The sequence below is a fragment of the Pseudoalteromonas atlantica genome (genome assembly GCA_007988745.1).
Classification (GTDB): Bacteria; Pseudomonadota; Gammaproteobacteria; order Enterobacterales; family Alteromonadaceae; genus Pseudoalteromonas; species Pseudoalteromonas atlantica.
The window spans coordinates 52607-72743 of sequence record BJUT01000001.1 but is presented as its reverse complement, the minus strand read 5'-3'; the positions used below and the strand labels follow the sequence as shown (position 1 = coordinate 72743).

Annotated in this window: 20 protein-coding genes; 2 read left to right on the top strand and 18 right to left on the bottom strand. The window is 40.7% G+C overall.

Annotation, left to right across the window (positions count from 1 at the left end):
• Positions 1-8 precede the first annotated feature (8 nt).
• From PAT01_RS00330 to PAT01_RS00270, 13 genes are all read right to left on the bottom strand, one after another.
• Entirely contained in the window at positions 9-653 is a 645-nt protein-coding gene (locus PAT01_RS00330) for an MOSC domain-containing protein (protein ID WP_154944353.1), read from the bottom strand.
• 76 nt (positions 654-729) lie between these two features.
• Positions 730-1095 carry a hypothetical protein gene (locus PAT01_RS00325; protein WP_154944350.1) on the bottom strand — a complete coding sequence of 122 codons (366 nt, stop codon included), beginning with the start codon at positions 1093-1095 and terminating at the stop codon, positions 730-732.
• 39 nt (positions 1096-1134) lie between these two features.
• Positions 1135-1593, bottom strand: a complete 459-nt coding sequence (gene moaE / locus PAT01_RS00320) for a molybdopterin synthase catalytic subunit MoaE (protein WP_096739720.1) — start codon at positions 1591-1593, stop codon at positions 1135-1137.
• The gene (locus PAT01_RS00315) at positions 1593-1886 is read right to left on the bottom strand and encodes a MoaD/ThiS family protein (RefSeq protein ID WP_096739721.1); all 294 of its coding nucleotides are present in this window, start codon (positions 1884-1886) and stop codon (positions 1593-1595) included. Before PAT01_RS00315 ends, moaE begins: the two co-directional genes overlap by 1 nt.
• Positions 1864-2334 carry a cyclic pyranopterin monophosphate synthase MoaC gene (moaC, locus tag PAT01_RS00310; protein WP_004587754.1) on the bottom strand — a complete coding sequence of 157 codons (471 nt, stop codon included), beginning with the start codon at positions 2332-2334 and terminating at the stop codon, positions 1864-1866. Before moaC ends, PAT01_RS00315 begins: the two co-directional genes overlap by 23 nt.
• Position 2335: 1 nt before the next feature.
• A complete protein-coding gene (moaB, locus tag PAT01_RS00305) occupies positions 2336-2875 on the bottom strand; it encodes a molybdenum cofactor biosynthesis protein B (RefSeq protein WP_039488093.1) in 540 nt (179 codons plus the stop codon).
• On the bottom strand, positions 2872-3498 hold the full coding sequence (locus PAT01_RS00300) for a molybdenum cofactor guanylyltransferase (protein WP_154944348.1): 627 nt from the start codon (positions 3496-3498) through the stop codon (positions 2872-2874). The genes moaB and PAT01_RS00300 overlap by 4 nt, the downstream gene beginning before the upstream one ends.
• 1 nt (position 3499) lies before the next feature.
• A complete protein-coding gene (gene moaA / locus PAT01_RS00295) occupies positions 3500-4471 on the bottom strand; it encodes a GTP 3',8-cyclase MoaA (protein ID WP_154944346.1) in 972 nt (323 codons plus the stop codon).
• A gap of 16 nt (positions 4472-4487) precedes the next feature.
• A complete protein-coding gene (locus PAT01_RS00290; RefSeq protein ID WP_154944344.1) occupies positions 4488-7178 on the bottom strand; it encodes a nitrate reductase in 2691 nt (896 codons plus the stop codon).
• 21 nt (positions 7179-7199) lie between these two features.
• Positions 7200-8726, bottom strand: a complete 1527-nt coding sequence (locus PAT01_RS00285) for an FAD-dependent oxidoreductase (protein WP_154944342.1) — start codon at positions 8724-8726, stop codon at positions 7200-7202.
• A 228-nt stretch (positions 8727-8954) separates the two neighbouring features.
• Positions 8955-10148 carry an alginate export family protein gene (locus PAT01_RS00280; protein ID WP_154944340.1) on the bottom strand — a complete coding sequence of 398 codons (1194 nt, stop codon included), beginning with the start codon at positions 10146-10148 and terminating at the stop codon, positions 8955-8957.
• Between the two features lie 9 nt (positions 10149-10157).
• On the bottom strand, positions 10158-11897 hold the full coding sequence (locus tag PAT01_RS00275; protein ID WP_154944338.1) for a bifunctional protein-serine/threonine kinase/phosphatase: 1740 nt from the start codon (positions 11895-11897) through the stop codon (positions 10158-10160).
• Positions 11898-11910: 13 nt separating this feature from the next.
• Positions 11911-13380 (bottom strand): NarK family nitrate/nitrite MFS transporter, encoded by a 1470-nt coding sequence (locus PAT01_RS00270; protein ID WP_154944336.1) that lies wholly within the window; start codon positions 13378-13380, stop codon positions 11911-11913.
• A gap of 286 nt (positions 13381-13666) precedes the next feature.
• Here PAT01_RS00270 and PAT01_RS00265 point away from each other — a divergent pair, with 286 nt between their 5' ends.
• Positions 13667-14425 (top strand): HesA/MoeB/ThiF family protein, encoded by a 759-nt coding sequence (locus PAT01_RS00265; RefSeq protein ID WP_054982671.1) that lies wholly within the window; start codon positions 13667-13669, stop codon positions 14423-14425.
• 37 nt (positions 14426-14462) lie between these two features.
• Here PAT01_RS00265 and PAT01_RS00260 read toward each other — a convergent pair whose 3' ends face one another.
• The 3 genes from PAT01_RS00260 to modA are packed head-to-tail and all read right to left on the bottom strand — an operon-like array spanning position 14463 to position 16918.
• The gene (locus PAT01_RS00260) at positions 14463-15500 is read right to left on the bottom strand and encodes an ATP-binding cassette domain-containing protein (protein WP_154944334.1); all 1038 of its coding nucleotides are present in this window, start codon (positions 15498-15500) and stop codon (positions 14463-14465) included.
• A complete protein-coding gene (gene modB / locus PAT01_RS00255) occupies positions 15493-16179 on the bottom strand; it encodes a molybdate ABC transporter permease subunit (RefSeq protein ID WP_004587743.1) in 687 nt (228 codons plus the stop codon). Before modB ends, PAT01_RS00260 begins: the two co-directional genes overlap by 8 nt.
• A complete protein-coding gene (modA, locus tag PAT01_RS00250; RefSeq protein WP_138578258.1) occupies positions 16166-16918 on the bottom strand; it encodes a molybdate ABC transporter substrate-binding protein in 753 nt (250 codons plus the stop codon). The genes modB and modA overlap by 14 nt, the downstream gene beginning before the upstream one ends.
• Positions 16919-16965: 47 nt before the next feature.
• On the opposite strand from modA, the gene moeA reads away from it, so the two are divergent.
• Entirely contained in the window at positions 16966-18180 is a 1215-nt protein-coding gene (gene moeA / locus PAT01_RS00245) for a molybdopterin molybdotransferase MoeA (RefSeq protein ID WP_138578260.1), read from the top strand.
• A 54-nt stretch (positions 18181-18234) separates the two neighbouring features.
• Here the strand turns inward: moeA and PAT01_RS00240 are convergent, their stop codons facing one another.
• On the bottom strand, positions 18235-18687 hold the full coding sequence (locus PAT01_RS00240; RefSeq protein ID WP_138578262.1) for a lysozyme inhibitor LprI family protein: 453 nt from the start codon (positions 18685-18687) through the stop codon (positions 18235-18237).
• A 278-nt stretch (positions 18688-18965) separates the two neighbouring features.
• Positions 18966-20132, bottom strand: a complete 1167-nt coding sequence (prpF, locus tag PAT01_RS00235; protein ID WP_138578264.1) for a 2-methylaconitate cis-trans isomerase PrpF — start codon at positions 20130-20132, stop codon at positions 18966-18968.
• Between the last annotated feature and the right edge of the window lie 5 nt (positions 20133-20137).

The following is a 20137-nucleotide window of genomic DNA, read 5'->3' as shown; positions in this document are numbered from 1 at the left end:
ACGCTCTTTTAACTCCCCAATTTCTTTTTGATTTTAGTTTGCCACTCAAGTGCAAGCTCGGGTAGTTCAAGTGCTGCTAATAATACGTTTTCATAATCTGGGTAGTGTTTATCAAAAAAGGCCTGAAACATCGTTTTAACCGAAATGTTATGCTCAGCTTTATGTTCAAAAGTCACGGCATCGCCCGTTTTAGCAACACCTTGCTCAAGCACTCTAAAATAAACACCCGTGTGGTAATACTGAGTAAACAGTTTTAGGCTTTGTTTATTATTAAGTGCAATAGCCAATTTAAAGCACGGTACACGGGGCTGGCTTACCTCAAGCAGTGCAGTACCTAAACGAATACGATCGCCTATGTGAATATTTTGCTCATCAAGTTCTGAAATTGTGAAGTTTTCGCCAAAGGCACCGACTGCTAAATCATCATTTTTAAGGGTGTGCTTCCAATAATCGTAATGATTGTGCGAAAACGCATAAACCGCTTTATCCATCCCGCCATGATTGACTAAATCGGCTTGTTCATCACCTATTATATTTAGCTTTTCAATAACAACCGGCTCATTGGTTGGTGTTTTAAATATACCTGTTTTGACCTCTTTGCCGTTATGCACAACCGTTTTTATTTTAGAGATGTTGGTAGAGATTATTTTCATCTTAAACCTTTGATTATAGCTAAAAGTAAGAGTGCGTAAGTTTCATCATTCATCCTTGATGATCAACAAAGTAAGATTATAAGTCAAAAATATATAACAAAGTTAAAATAAGAAACACTACAAATACAGGGGTAAGTAAATAGAAAAGGATATTTGCTATGGTTTTGTGTTTTTCTCTAAAGCGAAGCATACCATTGTAAGTCGCTCTAAAAAGTGGGAATGTAATAAAAGCTCTAAAAATTGCCCATGAAACAAAACCGCATTGGAGTTTTATTTCCAGCCAAAACTGCTCCGGATTAATATTTAAAGATTGACTCGGAGAGCTTTTGGACCCAATTGACCAGCCAGTTAATAGCTCTAACATAATTATAAAAATAAGTAGAGCCGCTATCCAAAGGTAAGCTGACTCTATTGATTCTCTTTTTGAGATAAATTTTTTCATTAATATTATATAAACGCATTTATATAGGCTTACACAGACCTACTTTTCCCACTTGTTTAACGCTTGCTTGTCGCTTTGTTTAAACTCAACCCAGTTTGAGGAGTCTTTAAAATGCTCTTTTTTCCAAAACGTAGCGTGGTTTTTTAAGTAATCCATAATAAACTGTGCGCCTTCAAACGCGGCTTGGCGGTGGCGGCTAGTTACGCCAACAAATACAATTTGCTCACCAAGCGCTAAATAGCCTACTCGATGAATAATACTTATGCGGGCAAGTTGCCAGCGTGTTTGGGCTTGCTCAGCTATCGATTGCAGTAGTTGCTCAGTCATCCCTGGGTAGTGTTCAAGCTCAAGGGCGATTACGTTATCGCCGCTGCTAAATTCTCGCACCAGCCCCGTAAACGTCACTACGGCACCATCACTTTTGTTATTACTGCAAAGTGCGCCATGTTGCTCGCCTACTGAAAAATCCTGTGTTTGTACGTTAATGCTTATACTCATTAGCCACCCGTCACTGGTGGGAAAAAAGCAAGTTCATCCCCTGCTTTTACAAGCTCATCGCTTGATGACATAGTTTGATTAAGCGCACACAATACATCACGCTCTTCAAGCCATGCCTGCCAATGTGGGTTTTGCTCAACCAGCATGTGTTTAAACGCTTTAATGCTAAGAGGGGCCGCTATCTCAACGGTTAACTTATCGCACTTTAGGCGCTCTTTAAGTTGGCCAAAAAACAGTACGTTTACATGCCCTGCATCAGTATCATTTAAATTAGTCTCGCTGCCAGCTACCATGCTTGCCTCCTGCTTTTTGCGTTACACGCATACCGTGTATTTCCATAAGCGGATCGGCAGCTTTACACATATCAAATAGTGTAAGGGTCGCCACAGATACAGCGGTGAGTGCTTCCATTTCAACGCCCGTTTTGCCCGCCAATTTACAGTAGCTAGTAACTTTAATTTGGCTATTTGCTTCATCAAGTTCAAAATCAACGGCTACTTTACTCAGTGCCAGCGGGTGACAAAGCGGAATTAAATCAGCGCACTTTTTAGCGCCCTGAATACCCGCAATTCGGGCTACGCCTAGCACGTCACCTTTTTTATTTTGATTAAGCAACACTTGCTCAAAAGCCTGTTTGCTCATTTTAATGTAGGCCTCGGCAGATGCATCGCGCAGAGTGACCTCTTTTAGCGATACATCAACCATGTTTGCTTGGCCATTTTCGTCTACGTGGCTCAGCATATTATTGCTCTCGCGATTCGCATTTTTTACCAATAGTAATATGCGGGGCAAAGTTACATGGCTTGTGCATTGAGTTTAACTGATCTTTTATAATACCTGTCCAAGCTGTTTTACATGCGCCCGTAGAGCCAGGCATACAAAAAATAACGGTGTTATTGGCAAGGCCCGCCAACGCACGCGATTGAATAGTTGAGTTACCAATTTCGCCGTACGAAATATGTCTAAATAGCTCGCCAAATCCATCTACACTTTTATCAAACAGCGGTGCAAATGCCTCTGGTGTTGAGTCGCGCTCGGTAAAGCCCGTACCACCGGTTACTAAAATAGCGTGAATGGTGTCATCGGCAATCCACTGCGATGCAACTGCTCGCATTTGGTAAACATCATCTTTAACTATGTCTTTATCCGCTAAGTGATGGCCTGCTTCAGTAAGGGCTTTAATTAAATAATGGCCTGAAGTATCTGTAATTTCATCGCGTGTATCGCTTACTGTCATTACGGCAATGTTTAATGCAATTTGTGACTCTGTGGTATGGCTCATAGGGTTCTTCTCAATAAATTAGGTTTGTGTTGGTCAAATTGCTCGTTAACAGCTTTAAATTGCGCCGGTGTATTGGTATTAACAAGTGCATGAGCTTTATTACATTTTAGCATTTGCACACCAATACTACGGGTAAACTGTTTAACTGATTTATGACTATTTGCGTTTATGAGTAATTGTTTTAAATGACGTTTAACGCTTTGGGTGTTACGAATATACAGGGGTAACGGTTCATTTTCAAAGTGCCACGCATGTATTTGTGGCTGATTTGTTTGAAAGTGGGGGTTATCGCTTGCTGCAGATGCAATTTGCGATAATAAGGTGCAAGTAAGCAATGGCATATCAACAGCGGTTACAAGTATATCCTGCTCTGTAGCCATTAAGGTTGAATAAATCCCGCCAAGCGGGCCAGAACCTGGGTATATATCTGCGATGTATTGCGCAGTAGCACTTTGTACATTACGGCTTATAAGTACATCACTTGCTCCTGCTGCCGTTAATAACTCACATGCATTTTGCAGTAAGGTTTTATTTTTTAAAATGAGGTTAGCTTTATCGCTGCCCATTCTGGATGATTGCCCACCAGCGAGTACAACCCCTGTAAACACGGCTTTATTGCTCATTTTAGCCGCCCAACATAGCTAAATGGGTTGTGGCGCCCGTTAAGCGCTTATCAAGCTCATGGCTAATAGTTTTATTGCCCATTGCCGCTTGAATCGCATTTACAGTGGCTGGTGTATCTTGCGCATTTAAATGCGGGCGTAAGTCTATTCCCTGCTCAGCAAACAGGCACAAATGTAGTTTGCCTAGTGACGATACTCTTAATCGGTTACAGCTTTTACAAAAATCTTTACTGTAGGGCATAATTAAGCCAATGCACCCCTTAAAATCGGGGTGACAAAACTCCTCTGCAGGGCCGTTTAATTTACCTCTCACTACCTGTAACCAACCTTGTGCTAAAAGCTGCGTTTTAACACTTAGCCCGCTTAAATGGTTTTGTTCAAAAAAGGGGGCACCATTACCTGTTTCCATTAATTCGATAAAGCGTACCGTTACTTTTTTATGTTTTACCCAGTCTAAAAAATCATTCAATTGGTTTTTATTAAATTGCTTAGCCAGCACTGCATTTATTTTTATATCTTTTATGCCCAGCTCAACTGCCCGGTCTATCCCTTTTAAAATATGGGTTAGCTTGTCGTGTCCTGTAATTAATTTAAACATACTCGGGTTTAAGCTATCTATACTAATGTTTAGCGCATCAAGGCCAGCACTGTAAAACTCATCAATTTTATTAAATAAGTTAAATCCATTGGTTGTTATGGCGACTTTTTCTATGCCTGGGGTGTTTTTACATTGCTTTATAATGTCGGTTACATCACTGCGTAAACACGGCTCACCGCCCGTAATGCGTACTTTTTTTGTGCCAAGTGAAGCAAATGCATTTACTAAGGTGTTTATTTCGTTTTTATTTAAAAAGTTACGCGGGGTATCGCACTGATACCCGTTTGGTAAACAGTAGGTGCAACTAAAATTACACACATCGGTAATTGAGAGGCGCAAATAGTTAAACTGCCGACCAAATTGATCATTAAGCATATGCTTCCTTGTTTATTTACATTTCAACTGCAACATCAATACTGTTAGCGTGTTGCGTAGTATGCTGCTTTATTAATTGGCTTAACTGGGTTTTACACGACCCACAGTTAGTGCCGCATTTTAGTTTAGACCCCAATTGTTCTACTGTATTTTCACCACTTTTAATGGCGTTTATAATGGGTTGCTCACGTACTTTAAAGCAACTACATACTTGCGCGCCTTGAGTAAACTCTTCATCAGGCGTGGCATACAGCAATGACTGTAATTGGATAAAGGTTATTAAAGGCTCTGCAAATAAATGATTTATCCACTCAAGTGATATGTCTTTTTGAGCCGACGAAATAACCGCAACAAACACTAACTGCTGGTTTTGAATACATTGAATATGCATTGCTCTTTCACTGCCCATTGCCGACCACTGCCCTTGTAACCCGGTCAGTGTTTGGCAATAATAAAGCAAATCATTTTGCGGCTCATTGAGCGCCAACTGATAGTTAAAACAATTACTTGCGTTAACTTTAAGCCAAAAATCACTGTTAATATTAAGCTCTGTTTTGCTAAAAATTTGCATGTACTGAGCAAACTGCGCTTTAACTAAATCAACAGCACCATGCTTACACTCAGCTTGGCCCGAAATAGGGTCAACAACCGATTGATAGAGCCCACTTACCGTAGCGGATGAGGCAAATTGCTTGTTCCAGTGAATAGGCATAAAGCACTCACCTTTACGCACAGCCTTCGTCACTTTTGCATGAGCTGTAACTTGCCCTGTTTTAGCATTGGCAGTTATTAAATCGTTTGCTTTTATGTTTAATTTGCTGGCATCTATGGGGTTTATTTCAATATATGGGCGCGTTATATGAGTCGAAAGGGCTGTACTTTTTCCGGTGCGACTCATTGTATGCCATTGGTCGCGTATTCGCCCTGAATTCATTACAAACGGGTAATCGCTTGAGGTTTGTTGCACAGGAAGTTTGGGCGTTATAGGAATAAAGCGGGCTTTTTTATCTGCGGTGCTAAATTGATTATTAACAAAAACCTGCCCGTTTTTATATGGCTCATTTTTTAGTACCGGCCACATAACCGGTTTTAAGTTATCGTATTGCTGCTGCGAAAGCCCTACTAAGGCTGATAAATTTAATAGCCTCTCACCATTATTTTCAAAATCTGTAAGTTGTGCCCATTCTTCAAAAATGCCACTGGGGTCTGTAAAGTCAAACCCTTCAAAACCCATTTTTTGGGCAACTAAACACATTATTTGCCAATCGTTTTTAGCCCCCGAAAATGGCTCAACTAGCGGGCGCTGCCTCGATATTCTGCGCTCTGAATTAGACACTGTGCCGTTTTTTTCGCCCCATCCGGTTGATGGGAACGCCACATCAGCAAATTTTAGCGTATCACTTTTAGCAATACAGTCAGACACAACCACCAGCTCACATTGCTCAAGTGCATGTTGTATGGCTGCGTTATTAGGTAGGCTCACCATCGGGTTGGTTGCCATTACCCAAATAGCTTTTATTTTCCCTTTGGCGATTTCATCAAACATATCAATCGCATTACACCCTGCTTTTTTAGCTATTGTTGGTGATTGCCAAAAACGCTGCACTAACTGTTGGTGTGCGTTGTTTTCAATGTCTAAATGTGCTGCTAATTGATTTGCCAAGCCACCTACTTCACGCCCACCCATTGCATTAGGTTGCCCAGTTATTGAAAACGGGCCACAGCCAGGTTTTAACAATTTGCCCGACGCTAAATGCGCATTTATAATGGCATTACACTTATCAACCCCTGAGCTTGATTGGTTAATACCCATTGAATAAAAGCTAATAGCGGTTGGGCTTTGTGCAAATAAGGCGTAAAAGTCACTGACTAGCTGCGCGTCAATATCACAAAAATCACTGACCGCTTTAACACTCCACTTTTTCGCCTCTGCAAGCGCTGTTTCAAAGCCGTTTGTATGCTCGTTTATAAATTGCGTATCTAAATAGTTATGTTCACTTAAATAATTAAGTAAGCCGTTATAAAGAGCCCCGTCGCTGCCTGGTTTTATATTTAAAAAGGTATCGGCAAGTTCGGCTGTATCGGTTTTTCGCGGGTCGATAACCACTACTTTCATGTTTGGATTAAGCTTTTTTGCGCGCTCCATACGCTGGTAAAGCACCGGATGTGTCCACGCTGCATTTGAGCCAATTAAAATAAGTAGCTCAGTTTGCTCTAAATCTTCGTAGGTACATGGTACTACGTCCTCACCAAACGCACGTTTATAACCGGCAACCGCCGATGACATACACAGCCTTGAGTTTGTATCTATATTGCCTGAGCCTATGTAGCCTTTCATTAATTTATTGGCAACGTAGTAATCTTCAGTAAGTAACTGCCCCGATACATAAAACGCAACCGACTCCGGTCCATGCTCTTTAATAATGGCGTTAAATTTGTTGGCAACGTAATCAGTTGCCGTATCCCAGCTGGCGGGTTCGTTATCAATAAGAGGCGAGGTTAAGCGATTATCAGTGCCGGTGGTGTCAAGCAGGTGCGTGCCTTTAACACACAAGCGGCCGAAATTAGCGGGGTGCTCGCGTGTGCCTTCAAGTTTTGTTGGGGTATTATTTAATAATGAAATATCAACCCCACAGCCTACACCACAATAAGCGCAGGTGGTTTGTTTAAGCAAAGGTGTGTTTGAACATGTGTTTAATGTTTCCATACTGCTCTCTTATTATTTGCGTTAAGCGCTCTGTGATACTGGCTCATCTACTGGGGTTAACGTGGCTATTTTATTATTAAGTGCACTGCTAATAACGCTTTGCACTAGTTTTTCACAGCCTCCACAACCCGTACTAGCTTTAGTGGCTTGCTGCACTTTATTTAAATCGCTACAACCTTGTATAACCGCTTGTTCGATAGTGTGTTTTGTCACTTTATGGCACGCACAAATAATGGCATCTTGTGGCAAATCATCAGCGTTTAGCTCGCCCGCGTCACCTGCAAGCGGCATTATTAATGACTCTGCGGGCACACTAAGCTCAATGCCATTTAAGTGATACTGCAATAAATTATCGTAATCACTGGTATCGCCAACCAGTACAGCACCTATGAGCTTATTGCCTTGCTCATTAGTGACTACTTTTTTGTAAATACCGTTTAGTTGATCTTCAAAGTAATAGCTAATTGCGCCTTCACTGCGTGCATGGGCATCACCAATTGAGCCTACTTCAACACCCATTAATTTAAGCTTGGTGCTCATATCGGCACCGCTAAATTCATCAGCACTATTTGAGGAATTGTTTGAGGTAGTGTGTAAAGCTTTGTTTGAAGACAGCTGTTGTAAAACATGCCCCGCCGCTACTTTTGCCATCGCGTAGCCCGGTGCTACAAGGCCAAAAATAAAGTTATTCCAAAGGGCGCATTCGCCTATGGCGTATATGTTTTTATCATTCGTTTGGCAATGGTTGTTTATTACGATGCCGCCGCGCTCACCTATTTCTAAATTAAACTCACGAGCTAGGTTATCGTATGGGCGAATACCGGCCGAAAATACAATCATGTCGGTTTCTAGGGTTTGCCCCCCTTTAAAGCACATTTTATAACGGCTGTTTTCACCTTCTATAATTTGCTCTGTCGCCACTGATGTATGCACAGTAACGCCCAGCTCGGTAATTTTATTTTTAAGCAATCGACCACCTGCACCATCTATTTGTACGCCCATAAGTTGTGGTGCAAATTCTATTACATGGGTTTGCAAGCCAAGCTGCTTTAACGCGTTGGCTGCTTCAAGCCCTAATAAACCGCCGCCAATTACTACGCCCACTTTGCTGGCATGTGCAGATTTTTTTATGGCGTGTAAATCGTTAATGGTTCTGTAAACTAGGCAATGCTCACGGTCTTTACCTGGAATGGGTGGTACAAATGCAAATGAACCGGTAGCCAATATTAACTTGTCGTATTCAAATGTTTTGCCTTTTGCAGTAGTGACTGTTTTTGCATCGCGGTTTATATCAACCACTTTAGAATGAGTATGAAAGCACACTTGCCAATCTTGATAGGTTTTACTGCAGGTAAGTGCTAAATCGTCTTCGGTTTTACCTTTAAAAAAAGACGAAAGCTGTACGCGGTCATAAGCGAGTCGGTCTTCACCGCTGAGTACGGTAATCTCCATATTTTGAGTATCACCTTGTTGTGATACTAGCTGTTGTACAAAATGATGGCCAACCATTCCATTTCCGACAACTACAACACGCTGCTTGCTTGGCATTAAAATCACCTGTTTGATTTAAAATACACTTAACTTTAGATGGGTACTTTAAATGTATAATTTATTATGTGTTGGTTATAGCAATATGCAAGCCAGATATATAAGCAATATATTTCAACAGCTTAACTAATTTAATACAGTAAAAAAGAAGTGAAAGCACCACAAGCTGGCGCTATTGCACCAACTTGTAACGCTTTAAATTAAATAACGAGGGTTTAGGTTAAATACTTAAAATTTAGCGCTTACCCATACCCACAGTTTTTGGGTATCAACTTTGCCTGCAGCGCTATCTCCTGCTGAATAATCGGCATATTTTGCGCCTACAGCATAGGTTTTATTAATAGGCTTTACGTATTGTACGTTTAGCTCTGTGCCTAAATCATCAACGCCATTGGCGCTATCGTTGGCATCAAAGCTGTGATACGCCAACAGCCATTTACCGCCGTAAGCTTTACCATTTAAACTTACATAAGTGTCATCAAGCCCTTGTGCTGGGGTTGCTAAAAACGTATCGGCCCAGCCATTAAATTTATGCATTGTGGCAAGCGGCGTGGCAAAACCATAATCGCCGTTATCAGAACCCAGTGACTCAATACCAGCTTTTAATGTAACGACTTCAATACCTAAACCGCCTAAATCTATCCCCCCTTCAAATGCATAGTAATCAGCGTCAAAATCACTCATGCTCGTTGATGCTGATTGCGTGGCGTACTGTGCTTTATAGTAAAATTTAATCTCGCTGAGCGTTTTATTACCATTAAAAGAAACACCATAAGTATCTAAGCTGTCATTATCTATTGCATCGTCACTTAATAAATAGCTGTATAAAACCACCTTACCTAGGCTTGTTTTAAAGCTTGCATTGATAAGATGATCGGATGCATCAATATCTTTGCTATCGGCAAATATACGGTTGCGCTTACTTATGTAGCTATAGTGCAAGTTAATATCATTAAAGGTGTAATTTACTGTTGCAGCATCAAAAGTTTGCCTGTCTTGCCTAAAGCCAACGTGGCCTACAAAGCGCTGTCCATCAAGCGCTATTACTTGCCTACCTACTTTAATTGATAAAGCATTTTTTGCGTATTTAACAAAAGCCTGATCTATCTCTGTGGTTTCAGGGTCGGCTATTACTGAGTAATTTGTATTTTTACCCAGTGTATTGTTGTAATCGTCTACACCTAATAGGCTTCGGCTATCTTCGACCTCTAATAAAGCAGAAAAGCTATTCACTTCATCGGTTTTATGAGTAAGGCGTGTACGCAGCGTTAAGCTACTGGCATCTTTTAGTGCGTTATCTTGCTCTGCACTTTCATAACGCAGCCTAAAATTAAGGTCGGTTTGCGCTGCAACACTAATTGAAGGCGCAGCAATGCACCCTATCATTAAAATAATAGGTAAGTTATTTTTATAATTTAACATGTTGGTCTCTTAGTTTTTAATTATGAGCACGCACAATAAAATGATAAATAAACACAGCGAAATGCTCTTCCAGAGTAATACTGGATCGCGTTTCATTATTGAAATTTTGTTGGCTGAGCTCTGTAAATGTGGATTAGGTTTACTAATATCTGTTAAAAACTCAGAAAATGCGTGGTATCTGAGCTCTGGTTTTGGCGCAAGTGCTTTCATTAAAGCCTGATCTAACCAAAAGGGTATATCGGCTCGGTACTTGCGAATACTTGTGTATTGCCAGTGGCTGTAATCAATAGGGGTATGACTTGCCGGTAATGTTTTATAAGGCAGCTTCGAGCACAATAACTCATAAGCAATCACCCCAAGCGAAAACATATCGCTTTTAAAATCGGCGTGCAGCGAAATAAGTGTTTCAGGAGCCGTATAATCTATAGTCCCTTGCGGGCAGTCATCGGCTATTTGCTTAACCGACTCATCCATAGCCGCAACACTTACAGTACCGTAATCAATTAACGTAACTTTACCGTGAGCATCTATCATCACGTTATCGAGCTTTAAATCACGATGTACCATATCTAACCGCTGAAATGCCCTTAGCGCATGCACTATTTGCTCTACAATACTGCGCACTTGCGCTATTTCTAAATAAGGGACGTCGTGCTTATAGTCACTGAGGGTTTGTCCGTCCATGTACTCGCAAATATGATATAAAAAACGGCTTTGCGATTGTGTATTTAAAACCTTCATTACATTAGGATGATTAATACGTTGCCCTACCCACCCTTCGCGTATAAAGCCTTGAAGGTAGTGTATATCGTCTTCAAAATTAACCGAAGGTGCCTTTAATACAACGGGGGGTGCATCAGGTGCTTGCTGTACCAAATAAATGTGCGATCGGCTGCTTTCGTTGATTTTACGAATAACCGTATAACCATCAATTATTTGGCCAACTTCTAATGCGGGTGGTATTTTTCGCTGCGTTAACGATTGATAAAGCTCATCTAGATTTTGCTGCGCAATGCTATTTACCTTCACTAATAAACAACTCACATTATCATCACTGCCTTGTGCTATAGCGCGTGAGGTAATGGCACTTGCTGCCTGCTCTAAGTTGTTATGGGCGTTTATTTCGTTGGCAATTTCACTATAGGGCAATACATCATGCACACCATCGCAAGTCAGTATGTAAATATCACCGGCTTTTAGGTCAACTTCGTAAACATCAATTTCTTGATGTGACTGCGCGCCTAAAGCACGAGTGAGCGTATCATTTACTTTATGATCCCGCGTTATCGCTTCCATTTGATTATCGCGTAAACGCGTAATGCGAGTATCGCCTAAATGAAATATATACCCCGTAGCTGATTTTAATATAAGCGCCGTAAAGGTGGTCATCCAATCAGCTTGGCGTTGCCCTAAGTGGTTATAGTTGACTGATTGCGAATATAACCACTGATTTAAGCTAGCTAAAACCTTAGAAACCGATTTTTTGACCGCCCAGCTGTCGGGTGTATTTAAATACTCATTTATAAAATGAGTAACACTGAGCTGCGATGCTTGTTTGACATTTTTAGCTGATGAACACCCATCTGCTAAGCACGCAATAGCGCCTTTTGTTTCTTGTTGTTCGTGCTCAGTATTTAAAGCAGCAAACGCATCTTGATTTTCATCTTTTATGCCCGCGGCACTGTGCCCACCAAAAGAAACATCTAGCGTATTATTACGAACTTGAGCGTGTTGGGTTTCATCAAACATGGTTAACGCTGCCTTAAGTCACTGAAATAAGTTCAACAGAGCCATCTTCGTTTACTTCTGTCATGTGCCCATCTGGCTCTTTCATGAAAAATAACGCCCCTAAACCTAACAATGCACTGGCAGCAATAATCATAAAGAACGTTTGGTAATCCACTAATGAGAGCGCCGTTAAATACACCACCGCGCCAACGTTACCGTAAGCGCCTGTCATACCTGCAATTTGCCCTGTTAAGCGACGTTTAATAAGTGGCACAGCAGCAAAAACCGCTCCCTCACCAGCTTGCACAAAGAACGAACACGCCATGGCAGCAGCTACAGCAAGCCAAAGTGGCCAGCTAGCGTCAACTAAGCCCATAACAAAGTAGCCAACAGCTAACCCTGAGGTAAGAACAATAAGTGTTTTACGACGGCCCATTCTATCTGAGATCCAACCACCACCTGGGCGCGAGGCTAAATTCATAAACGCATAAGCAGAGGCCAGTAAACCTGCGTACACCATATCTAGGCCAAACACTTCCATAAAAAATAATGGCAGCATAGATACAACGGCCAGCTCTGAGCCAAAGGTGGTAAAATATAAAATATTAAGTACAGCTACTTGTTTAAATTCGTAGCGGTGTGATTCTGGCACGGGTTGTTTAAATATATGTCCGTTTATATCAAAGGTTTTATATACCTCGTAAGCGTATAACAGCACTAAAAATGCATAAACGGCTAAAACAAAATTGGCAGAAATTAAATTAGCGCCTGTAGGAGACAACTTCCAAGTAAGTAAAGCCAGTGCGCCATACATAGGTAATTTCATAATAAGCAATAATACAAAGTCACCTTTACTGGTTACTTCCATTGCGCCTACTTTTTTAGGCTTAAAGTACGTCCCCCCTTTTGGTGTATCGGTTACGTTTATGTACCAAATAACACCAAAAATAACGCTAAGTACGCCCGTTAAACCAATGGCATAGCGCCAGCCATCGTCACCGCCAAACATAAGCGCTAATACAGGTAGTAACATGGCAGCGGCAGCCGAGCCAAAATTACCCCAGCCACCATAAATACCTTCTGCTGTACCAAGCTCATTAGCTGGGAACCATTCGCTCACCATACGAATGCCCACTACAAAGCCTGCACCAATAAAGCCTAGTGCAAAACGCGCGATAGCGGCTTGCTCAAACGTGGTGGCCATAGCAAACATAAAACACGGTATGCTACATAAAATAAGTAAAGCGGCATAAACAATACGCGGGCCAAACTTATCTGTCAGCATGCCAACAACAACACGCGCCGGAATGGTTAAGGCCACATTTAAAATGAGCAGCGTTTTTACCTGTGCCATAGTTATACCTAGCGAGCCCGCTATTGCCCCTAGTAATGGAGCATGGTTAAACCATACAAAAAAAGAGATAAAAAACACCATCCAGCTTAAATGTAGTATTTTCATTTTTCCGCTAAACGATATGAGATTAAACCCAGAACTCGGTTGCATGTTTTTTTCCTTGTAACGATTATTATTTTAAGCAGTGAGTATGACTTTGGTAGTAATAACACTGCGACGATTGTTAAATTAACGTTAACCACTTTCAGCAATTACTAAGCCAACAATTAATAGGTAGGTTTTTCAGTTACTTATATTTTTGGGAATTAATATTTATTTCGCTTTGCACTATTTAAGCAGCTTTGTTGGGCGTAAACAGTGCAAAGAATTTTTAAGCTTTACTTGCTCTAGGTTTTAACTAATTGGTATTGTTAAAAAAAATTATGAGAACTCATTAATGCAAAAACCCCCTTTAACGTATCAGCAGCAATTACGCTATTCTCGCCATATTATGCTTCCTCAGCTAGATATAGATGGACAAGAAAAAATATGGCAAAGTCATGCTCTTATTGTGGGGTTAGGTGGATTAGGCTGTCCAGTTGCGCAGTACTTAGCGGCATCGGGCGTAGGTACGTTAACGCTTGTAGATAACGATGTGGTTGATGCAACTAACTTGCAAAGGCAGGTGCTCTATAAACAAAGTGATGTTGGGTGCTTAAAAACCCACAGTGCAAAAAAACAGTTAACTCAGTTAAATGATGAAATAGAGATCCACACTATTGATGAATTTTTAAATGAAAATTCGCACCTTGAACAACTACTTAGCAAAGTAGATGTAGTTATTGACTGCACTGATAACTTAGCAACACGTAATTTGCTCAACAGCGCCTGCTATAACACCCGTACGCCCTTGGTTTCGGGCTCTGCCATAAGGTTAGAGGGACAAGTAGCTTGCTTTACAATGGCGCCTAATAGCCATTGCTACGGGTGTGTGTCACAGCTCTTTGGCGAACAAACTCAAAGCTGTTCAGAGTCAGGCGTGCTCTCGCCTATTGTAGGGCTTATTGGTAGTATTCAAGCGACTGAAGCACTTAAAATTATTGCAGGACTGCCTAGTAAACTCACCGAGCAGCTATTACTTGTAGATGGTTTGAGTATGGAGTTTAACCGTTTTAATATTGTTAAAAATAAGCACTGCCCTGTTTGCAGTGCTTAATTTAGTACACTGTAAATACATGACAGCTTTTAAAAGCCTAATTTAGCGTTTCTAGGTTATTTATTGTCAAATAAATCTGCTCGCCTAGGCTTACAGCACTTTGCTGCCATTGCCTTTTAGACACCGTGCAATACAGTAATTGCGTATCTACGTTAACAGTTAGTAGCCATTGCTCATCAAGCTGCTGGGCATTTTCAAGCATACCTATTAGCACATTTGAACTACTCTCGTTAATTGGTTTTACTTTGCTGTAGGTTATTTGGCTGCTTTCTATAATTAACTTATGGTTTTGTTTTACCAGCGAAGGCACTGCATATAAATGCTGTTGGCTATTACTAAGAGTAAGCTGGTATAAACCAAAAGCCTCATTAAATTCAGGCTTACTATAACTAAGTATACTAAGTGGCGTTTGGCTCTTATTTGTATAAATACTTTGCACCACTTCTTGTGTTGCACCGCACTGGAGCACGTTGCCTTTCGCTATATGAAGTAATGTATCACTACAATAAAGTAGCTCTTTTAAAGAGTGGCTAACAATAATAAATTTAATACCATGGGATTTATTAAGTTGTTGAACAGCCCCCAACATAGTAAAACGCGTTGACCAATCTAAGGCGCTAAATGGCTCATCAAGTAAAACAACAGATTGCCCACTTAGTAGTGTTCTTGCAAAAATTACGCGCTGACTCTCCCCGCCCGAAAGCCCCGACACATCACGATTTAGTAATGGGTTTAGTGCTAATAAATCAATTACCTGATCAGGCGTTAGGTTATTACTTTTATTTTTACAATGCTTGTGAGTAAACAGTAAATTACCCATCACATTTAAATGTGGAAATAACGGGCACGACTGCAGCTGTAAAGTAAGTAGGCGTTTATCGGGCTTTAAATGGGTAATATTATGATTATTTATACACACATTTTGCGCCGTCGTAAGCCCTGCTATCGCCTGTAATAAGCTCGATTTGCCCGAGCCCGAAGGGCCAAACACCCCTAAAATATCAAATTGATTTATAGCTAAATCAACATGTAATTCAAAATCGTCCAAACGTTGATGACATTGTATTTTAAGCACGATTAGCAGCTCCGTTTATCACGGTTTTATTAAATTTAAACAACAACACTAAACACGCAAACGAGATTGCTAGCAATACCAACGACAATTGGTGCGCTGCCCCATAATTAAGCGACTCTACATGGTCGTACAACGCAATAGACACCACTTGTGTTTCGCCTTGTATATTGCCACCAATCATTAGTACTAAACCAAATTCTCCCAATGTATGGGCAAAGCCCAGTGCAAAGGCACTGCCTATGCTTGGCTTTAATAGCGGTAACGTTAAATACATAAAACGCTTAAATGGACTGATCCCTAAGGCAATAGCAGCTTGATTGTAAGTAGTATTTATTTGTTTAAAGCCCGCCAGTAACGGCTGCATCACAAAAGGGAGAGAGTAAAATAACGAACCAATAACCACCCCTTGAAAACTAAACGCGAGCTGCGTACCCGTGAGCCAAAACCAAAACTGGCCAAATGCATGAGTAGGTGAAAACAATACCAATAAATAAAAGCCCATTAGCGTAGGCGGCAGCACCAAAGGCATTGCTATAAGTGCTTCTAATATAGGCTTTAACTTACCTTTATAACTGGCTAGCTGCCATGCAAGCGGAATGCATATAATCAACAAAATAGCAGCCGTTATAAAGGCAAGTTTAATTGTAAGCCACAGCGCTGTTACATCACTTGCTAACATCACTTTCCTTTGCTTTATAACCAAGCTCTAATAATGTTTTTGCGGTTGAGGGGTCATTTAAAAAAGCCATAAACTTTTTAGCTGTCGTTAAATGCTTAGTCGCGCTTATGATAACGCCTTGCTGCGTTATTTCAGGGTATTTTTCAGATTCGATAAGCGTGTAATTTAAATATTTTTTATTTTTAGTTTTGCGATACGCCGACTTTAACGTGGATAGCGCGACCAAGCCTTTAGCGGCATTGCCTGTTTCTACAAATTGAAACGCATGGGTAATATTATTTGCATACACAAATTCATACGGTGTTTTTATATAGTTTTTAGCATAATGCGCCGATGATTGCCCATATGGCGAAAACCGCGGATTAGCAATGGCTAATTTATTATTAATAACTGAGTTGCTTGGCTGCCACAGGGCTAATAAACCTATCGCATAGGTGGTTAAGCTATTATTTAGTGCAAAGCCGTCTTTGATCAGTGCGTGTGGGCGTGCAGCGTCGGCTGATAAAAAAATATCGTACGGTGCACCGTGCATAATTTGAGAGTGCAATACGCCGCTAGAAGCAGCTGATATTTTAATATTAATATTTTTTAGGGCTGGGTTAGTCACCAGCGTTTGCAGCACAGGTTTAAAATTGCTCGCAACGGCTATGTGCAGCGTTTCTTTTGCGTTAAGAGGATTGCTAAATACCACTAACAGTAATAACAAATAACCACACCATGTATTGTAAAGCTTTAACATTATAAGTATTGTTTTAAAAATCAGACACATTATAAAAAACAATATATATGAACGATGTATGCAATGCACCTGGTTTATTACCAGTAGAAACCGCAATTAGTAACATGCTAAGCGCTATTAACTTTAATAAAGCCGCAGAAACCATTTCAATAATGCACAGTGTTGGCCGTGTTTTAGCAAGCGATATTAAATCCAATATAAATGTGCCTGCTCACGATAATTCGGCAATGGATGGCTATGCACTTTGCCTAAGCGAAGGGCTAACAACTTATCAGCAAGTAGGCAGTGTATTTGCTGGGCAAACCTTTAAAAACACCTTAACACCTGGGCAATGCGTTAGAATTATGACCGGCGCTGCCCTGCCCCCTGGCGCTAATGCGGTAGTTATGCAAGAAAACGCCAGTGTAGATAACGATAAAATAACATTTACAGGTCATTTTGAGCTCAATAATAATGTGCGCTTTGCAGGTGAAGACATTGCAAAAAATAGTGTTGTTTTTAAAGCGGGCAGAAAACTAAAAGCGGTAGATGTAGGCTTACTTGCCTCTATTGGTATTAACCAAGTAAGTGTATATGAAACACTAAAGGTCGCGGTATTTTCTACAGGGGATGAACTTATAGAGCCTGGCAATGCCCTTCCTGCAGGTGCTATTTATGAAAGTAATCGCGCTGTTATATTAAGCGAGCTTAATGATAACAATATAGAAGTGATTGATTTTGGCATAATTGCCGATGATAAAACGCTCATTAAAAACACATTTTTAAAAGCAAACGAGCAAGCAGATGCCGTAATAAGCTCTGGTGGTGTATCGGTTGGCGAAGCCGATTTTACTAAAGAAGTATTAAATGAAATTGGCGATATCCATTTTTGGAAAATTGCCATGAAGCCGGGCAAACCCTTTGCTTTTGGTAAATTACCTAACAGCTACTTTTTTGGTTTACCAGGTAACCCCGTATCGGCAGCCGTTACGCTTGAGCGACTTGTAAAGCCAGCCCTTACAAAGCTTTCAGGAAATGAACATACTGCTAAGTTACGTTTAAAAGCAACCACCACAGCGCTGATTAAAAAGCGCCCCGGCCGTACCGACTTTCAACGTGGTATTGCCAGTACCGACGAAAACAATAACCTACTGGTAACGCCTATAAATAAGCAAGGTTCGGGGGTACTCTCATCGCTTAGCCACGCTAACTGCCTTATTGTGGTGCCCGCCGAAAGTGGCAATATTGCAAAAGACGAAACCGTAGAAATAGAGTTTTTGTAAAGCTAAAAATGCTACAGCTAACTTTATAATATAGCTGTAGCACTGCTGTTACTCTTAAAATATTTTAATATTGAGTGTTTGAATTAAACAATTTAGCTTTTCGCTACGTCCTACAAAATCTGCTTCGCTAAGTTTTTTAACACACTTTAGCGCATTTTTAGTCGCAAAGTATCTATCATAACTGAGGCTTCGCTCGCATTTTACGCTATACGTTGAAGGCCAACTCCCACCTGCACCAGTTGCTATGCCAACAACATTACATGTTGCATCTATATAGTGCTCCCATGCTTTTATTTGCGCTTTAACTGCATCTATTTGGTAGTCGTCATTTAGTTGCGGGTATATTTCATTCATCATTTTACTGATTTTAATTTTGTATCTGTTGCCCTCTAAATTATAAATATTGCCTGTGTGCATTGCACCGCCTTCTGGCCAGCCATCTGCGCTTTCTCCAAGTGCACCAAACGATGAAACTGTAAAAGCTAACCCAATAACCATTTTATTCATTTTAAATCCCTTTATTTTTTTGAAACTAAGTCCTTAAATTAAAAATAAGAGCTTATTCATATTTTACAAAAATAATAAATAGATTAAAAACATTATGTTTTAGCTTTGTTAATTAATCTGAACTCTGGCTAAGATATTTACTAACATATTGAATCATGGTGATATTTAAATTTATTTTCTCTAACCAGAAATTTTAAGTAAATCCAACGCAGTTAGCGCTTAAAATGGCTGATAGAGATAGGTTTATTATCCAGAATTCAGGTTAATTTTGTTAAATACTATTGAGGTACTCTTACAACGCCCTCCATAAGCACACGAGCACTGCGGCTCATACTTGCTTTGGTAACTTGCCAATCTCCAGCTATTTTTTTAGCTTCTGCGCCTACTTTTAGCGTGCCAGAGGGGTGGCCAAAGTTAACTTCGTTCAATGTCCCGCCACCTGCGGCCAAATTAACAAGCGTACCTTCAATAGCCGCGGCTGCGCCAATAGCGACTGCGGCTGTGCCCATCATAGCGTGATGAAGCTTGCCCATAGACATAGCACGTACTAATAAATCAATTGTTGTAGCTTCAATAAACTTACCACTTGACGCGTTATAATCTAATGGCGCTGCCACAAAGGCTACTTTTGGTGTGTGTTGGCGTGTTTGCGCTTCATTAATATTAGCTATTAACCCCATTTTGACTGCGCCATAGGCACGAATAGTTTCAAGTTTTTTAAGTGCGTCAGTATCGTTATTAATATCGCTTTGCAGCTCAGTGCCACTATAGCCAATATCCTCGGCATTAATAAATACAGTAGGAATACCCGCGTTTATCATGGTGGCTTTTAAAGTACCAACACCTGGTACTTCTAAGTCATCTACTACATTGCCTGTTGGGAATAACGCCCCTTCACCATCGGCGGGGTTTAAAAACTCTAGCTTTACCTCGGCAGCAGCAAAGGTCACGCCATCAAGTTCAAAATCGCCAGTTTCTTGCACTTCGCCATTGGTGATAGGCACATGAACTAAAATGCTTTTTTTAATATTAGCCTGCCATACTCGCACCACGGCTACACCGTTATCGGGTACTGTGCTTTTATCAACTAAGCCGTTCGTTATAGCAAACGCACCTACTGCGCTGGTTAAATTACCGCAATTGCCGCTCCAATCTATAAAAGGTTTATCTATTGCCACTTGGCCAAATAAATAATCCACATCGTGGTTAGGTTGCTCGCTTTTACTTAAAATAACCGTTTTACTAGTACTTGATGTTGCACCGCCCATTCCATCGGTTTGTTTGCCATATGGGTCGGGGCTACCAATTATGCGTAACAGTAAATTGTCGCGCGCCTCACCTGCCACTTGGGCAGGTTTGGGTAAGTCGGTTAACTTAAAAAATACACCTTTACTGGTTCCGCCGCGCATATAAGTTGCTGGCACTTTAATTTGTGGTTTAAACATAATGC

Bases quoted from the DNA above. Each gene is read 5' to 3' on its own strand.
- PAT01_RS00280 (WP_154944340.1), bottom strand. From the start codon at position 10,148: ATGTTAAATTATAAAAATAACTTACCTATTATTTTAATGATAGGGTGC.
- PAT01_RS00270 (WP_154944336.1), bottom strand. From the start codon at position 13,380: ATGCAACCGAGTTCTGGGTTTAATCTCATATCGTTTAGCGGAAAAATG.
- prpF (WP_138578264.1), bottom strand. From the start codon at position 20,132: ATGTTTAAACCACAAATTAAAGTGCCAGCAACTTATATGCGCGGCGGA.
- PAT01_RS00325 (WP_154944350.1), bottom strand. From the start codon at position 1,095: ATGAAAAAATTTATCTCAAAAAGAGAATCAATAGAGTCAGCTTACCTT.
- PAT01_RS00300 (WP_154944348.1), bottom strand. From the start codon at position 3,498: ATGAGCAATAAAGCCGTGTTTACAGGGGTTGTACTCGCTGGTGGGCAA.
- PAT01_RS00240 (WP_138578262.1), bottom strand. From the start codon at position 18,687: ATGAATAAAATGGTTATTGGGTTAGCTTTTACAGTTTCATCGTTTGGT.
- moaA (WP_154944346.1), bottom strand. From the start codon at position 4,471: ATGCTTAATGATCAATTTGGTCGGCAGTTTAACTATTTGCGCCTCTCA.
- moaB (WP_039488093.1), bottom strand. From the start codon at position 2,875: ATGAGCCATACCACAGAGTCACAAATTGCATTAAACATTGCCGTAATG.
- PAT01_RS00285 (WP_154944342.1), bottom strand. From the start codon at position 8,726: ATGCCAAGCAAGCAGCGTGTTGTAGTTGTCGGAAATGGAATGGTTGGC.
- PAT01_RS00330 (WP_154944353.1), bottom strand. From the start codon at position 653: ATGAAAATAATCTCTACCAACATCTCTAAAATAAAAACGGTTGTGCAT.
- moeA (WP_138578260.1), top strand. From the start codon at position 16,966: ATGAACGATGTATGCAATGCACCTGGTTTATTACCAGTAGAAACCGCA.
- PAT01_RS00315 (WP_096739721.1), bottom strand. From the start codon at position 1,886: ATGGTAGCTGGCAGCGAGACTAATTTAAATGATACTGATGCAGGGCAT.
- PAT01_RS00290 (WP_154944344.1), bottom strand. From the start codon at position 7,178: ATGGAAACATTAAACACATGTTCAAACACACCTTTGCTTAAACAAACC.
- moaE (WP_096739720.1), bottom strand. From the start codon at position 1,593: ATGAGTATAAGCATTAACGTACAAACACAGGATTTTTCAGTAGGCGAG.
- PAT01_RS00275 (WP_154944338.1), bottom strand. From the start codon at position 11,897: ATGTTTGATGAAACCCAACACGCTCAAGTTCGTAATAATACGCTAGAT.
- modA (WP_138578258.1), bottom strand. From the start codon at position 16,918: ATGTTAAAGCTTTACAATACATGGTGTGGTTATTTGTTATTACTGTTA.
- PAT01_RS00265 (WP_054982671.1), top strand. From the start codon at position 13,667: ATGCAAAAACCCCCTTTAACGTATCAGCAGCAATTACGCTATTCTCGC.
- moaC (WP_004587754.1), bottom strand. From the start codon at position 2,334: ATGCTGAGCCACGTAGACGAAAATGGCCAAGCAAACATGGTTGATGTA.
- modB (WP_004587743.1), bottom strand. From the start codon at position 16,179: ATGTTAGCAAGTGATGTAACAGCGCTGTGGCTTACAATTAAACTTGCC.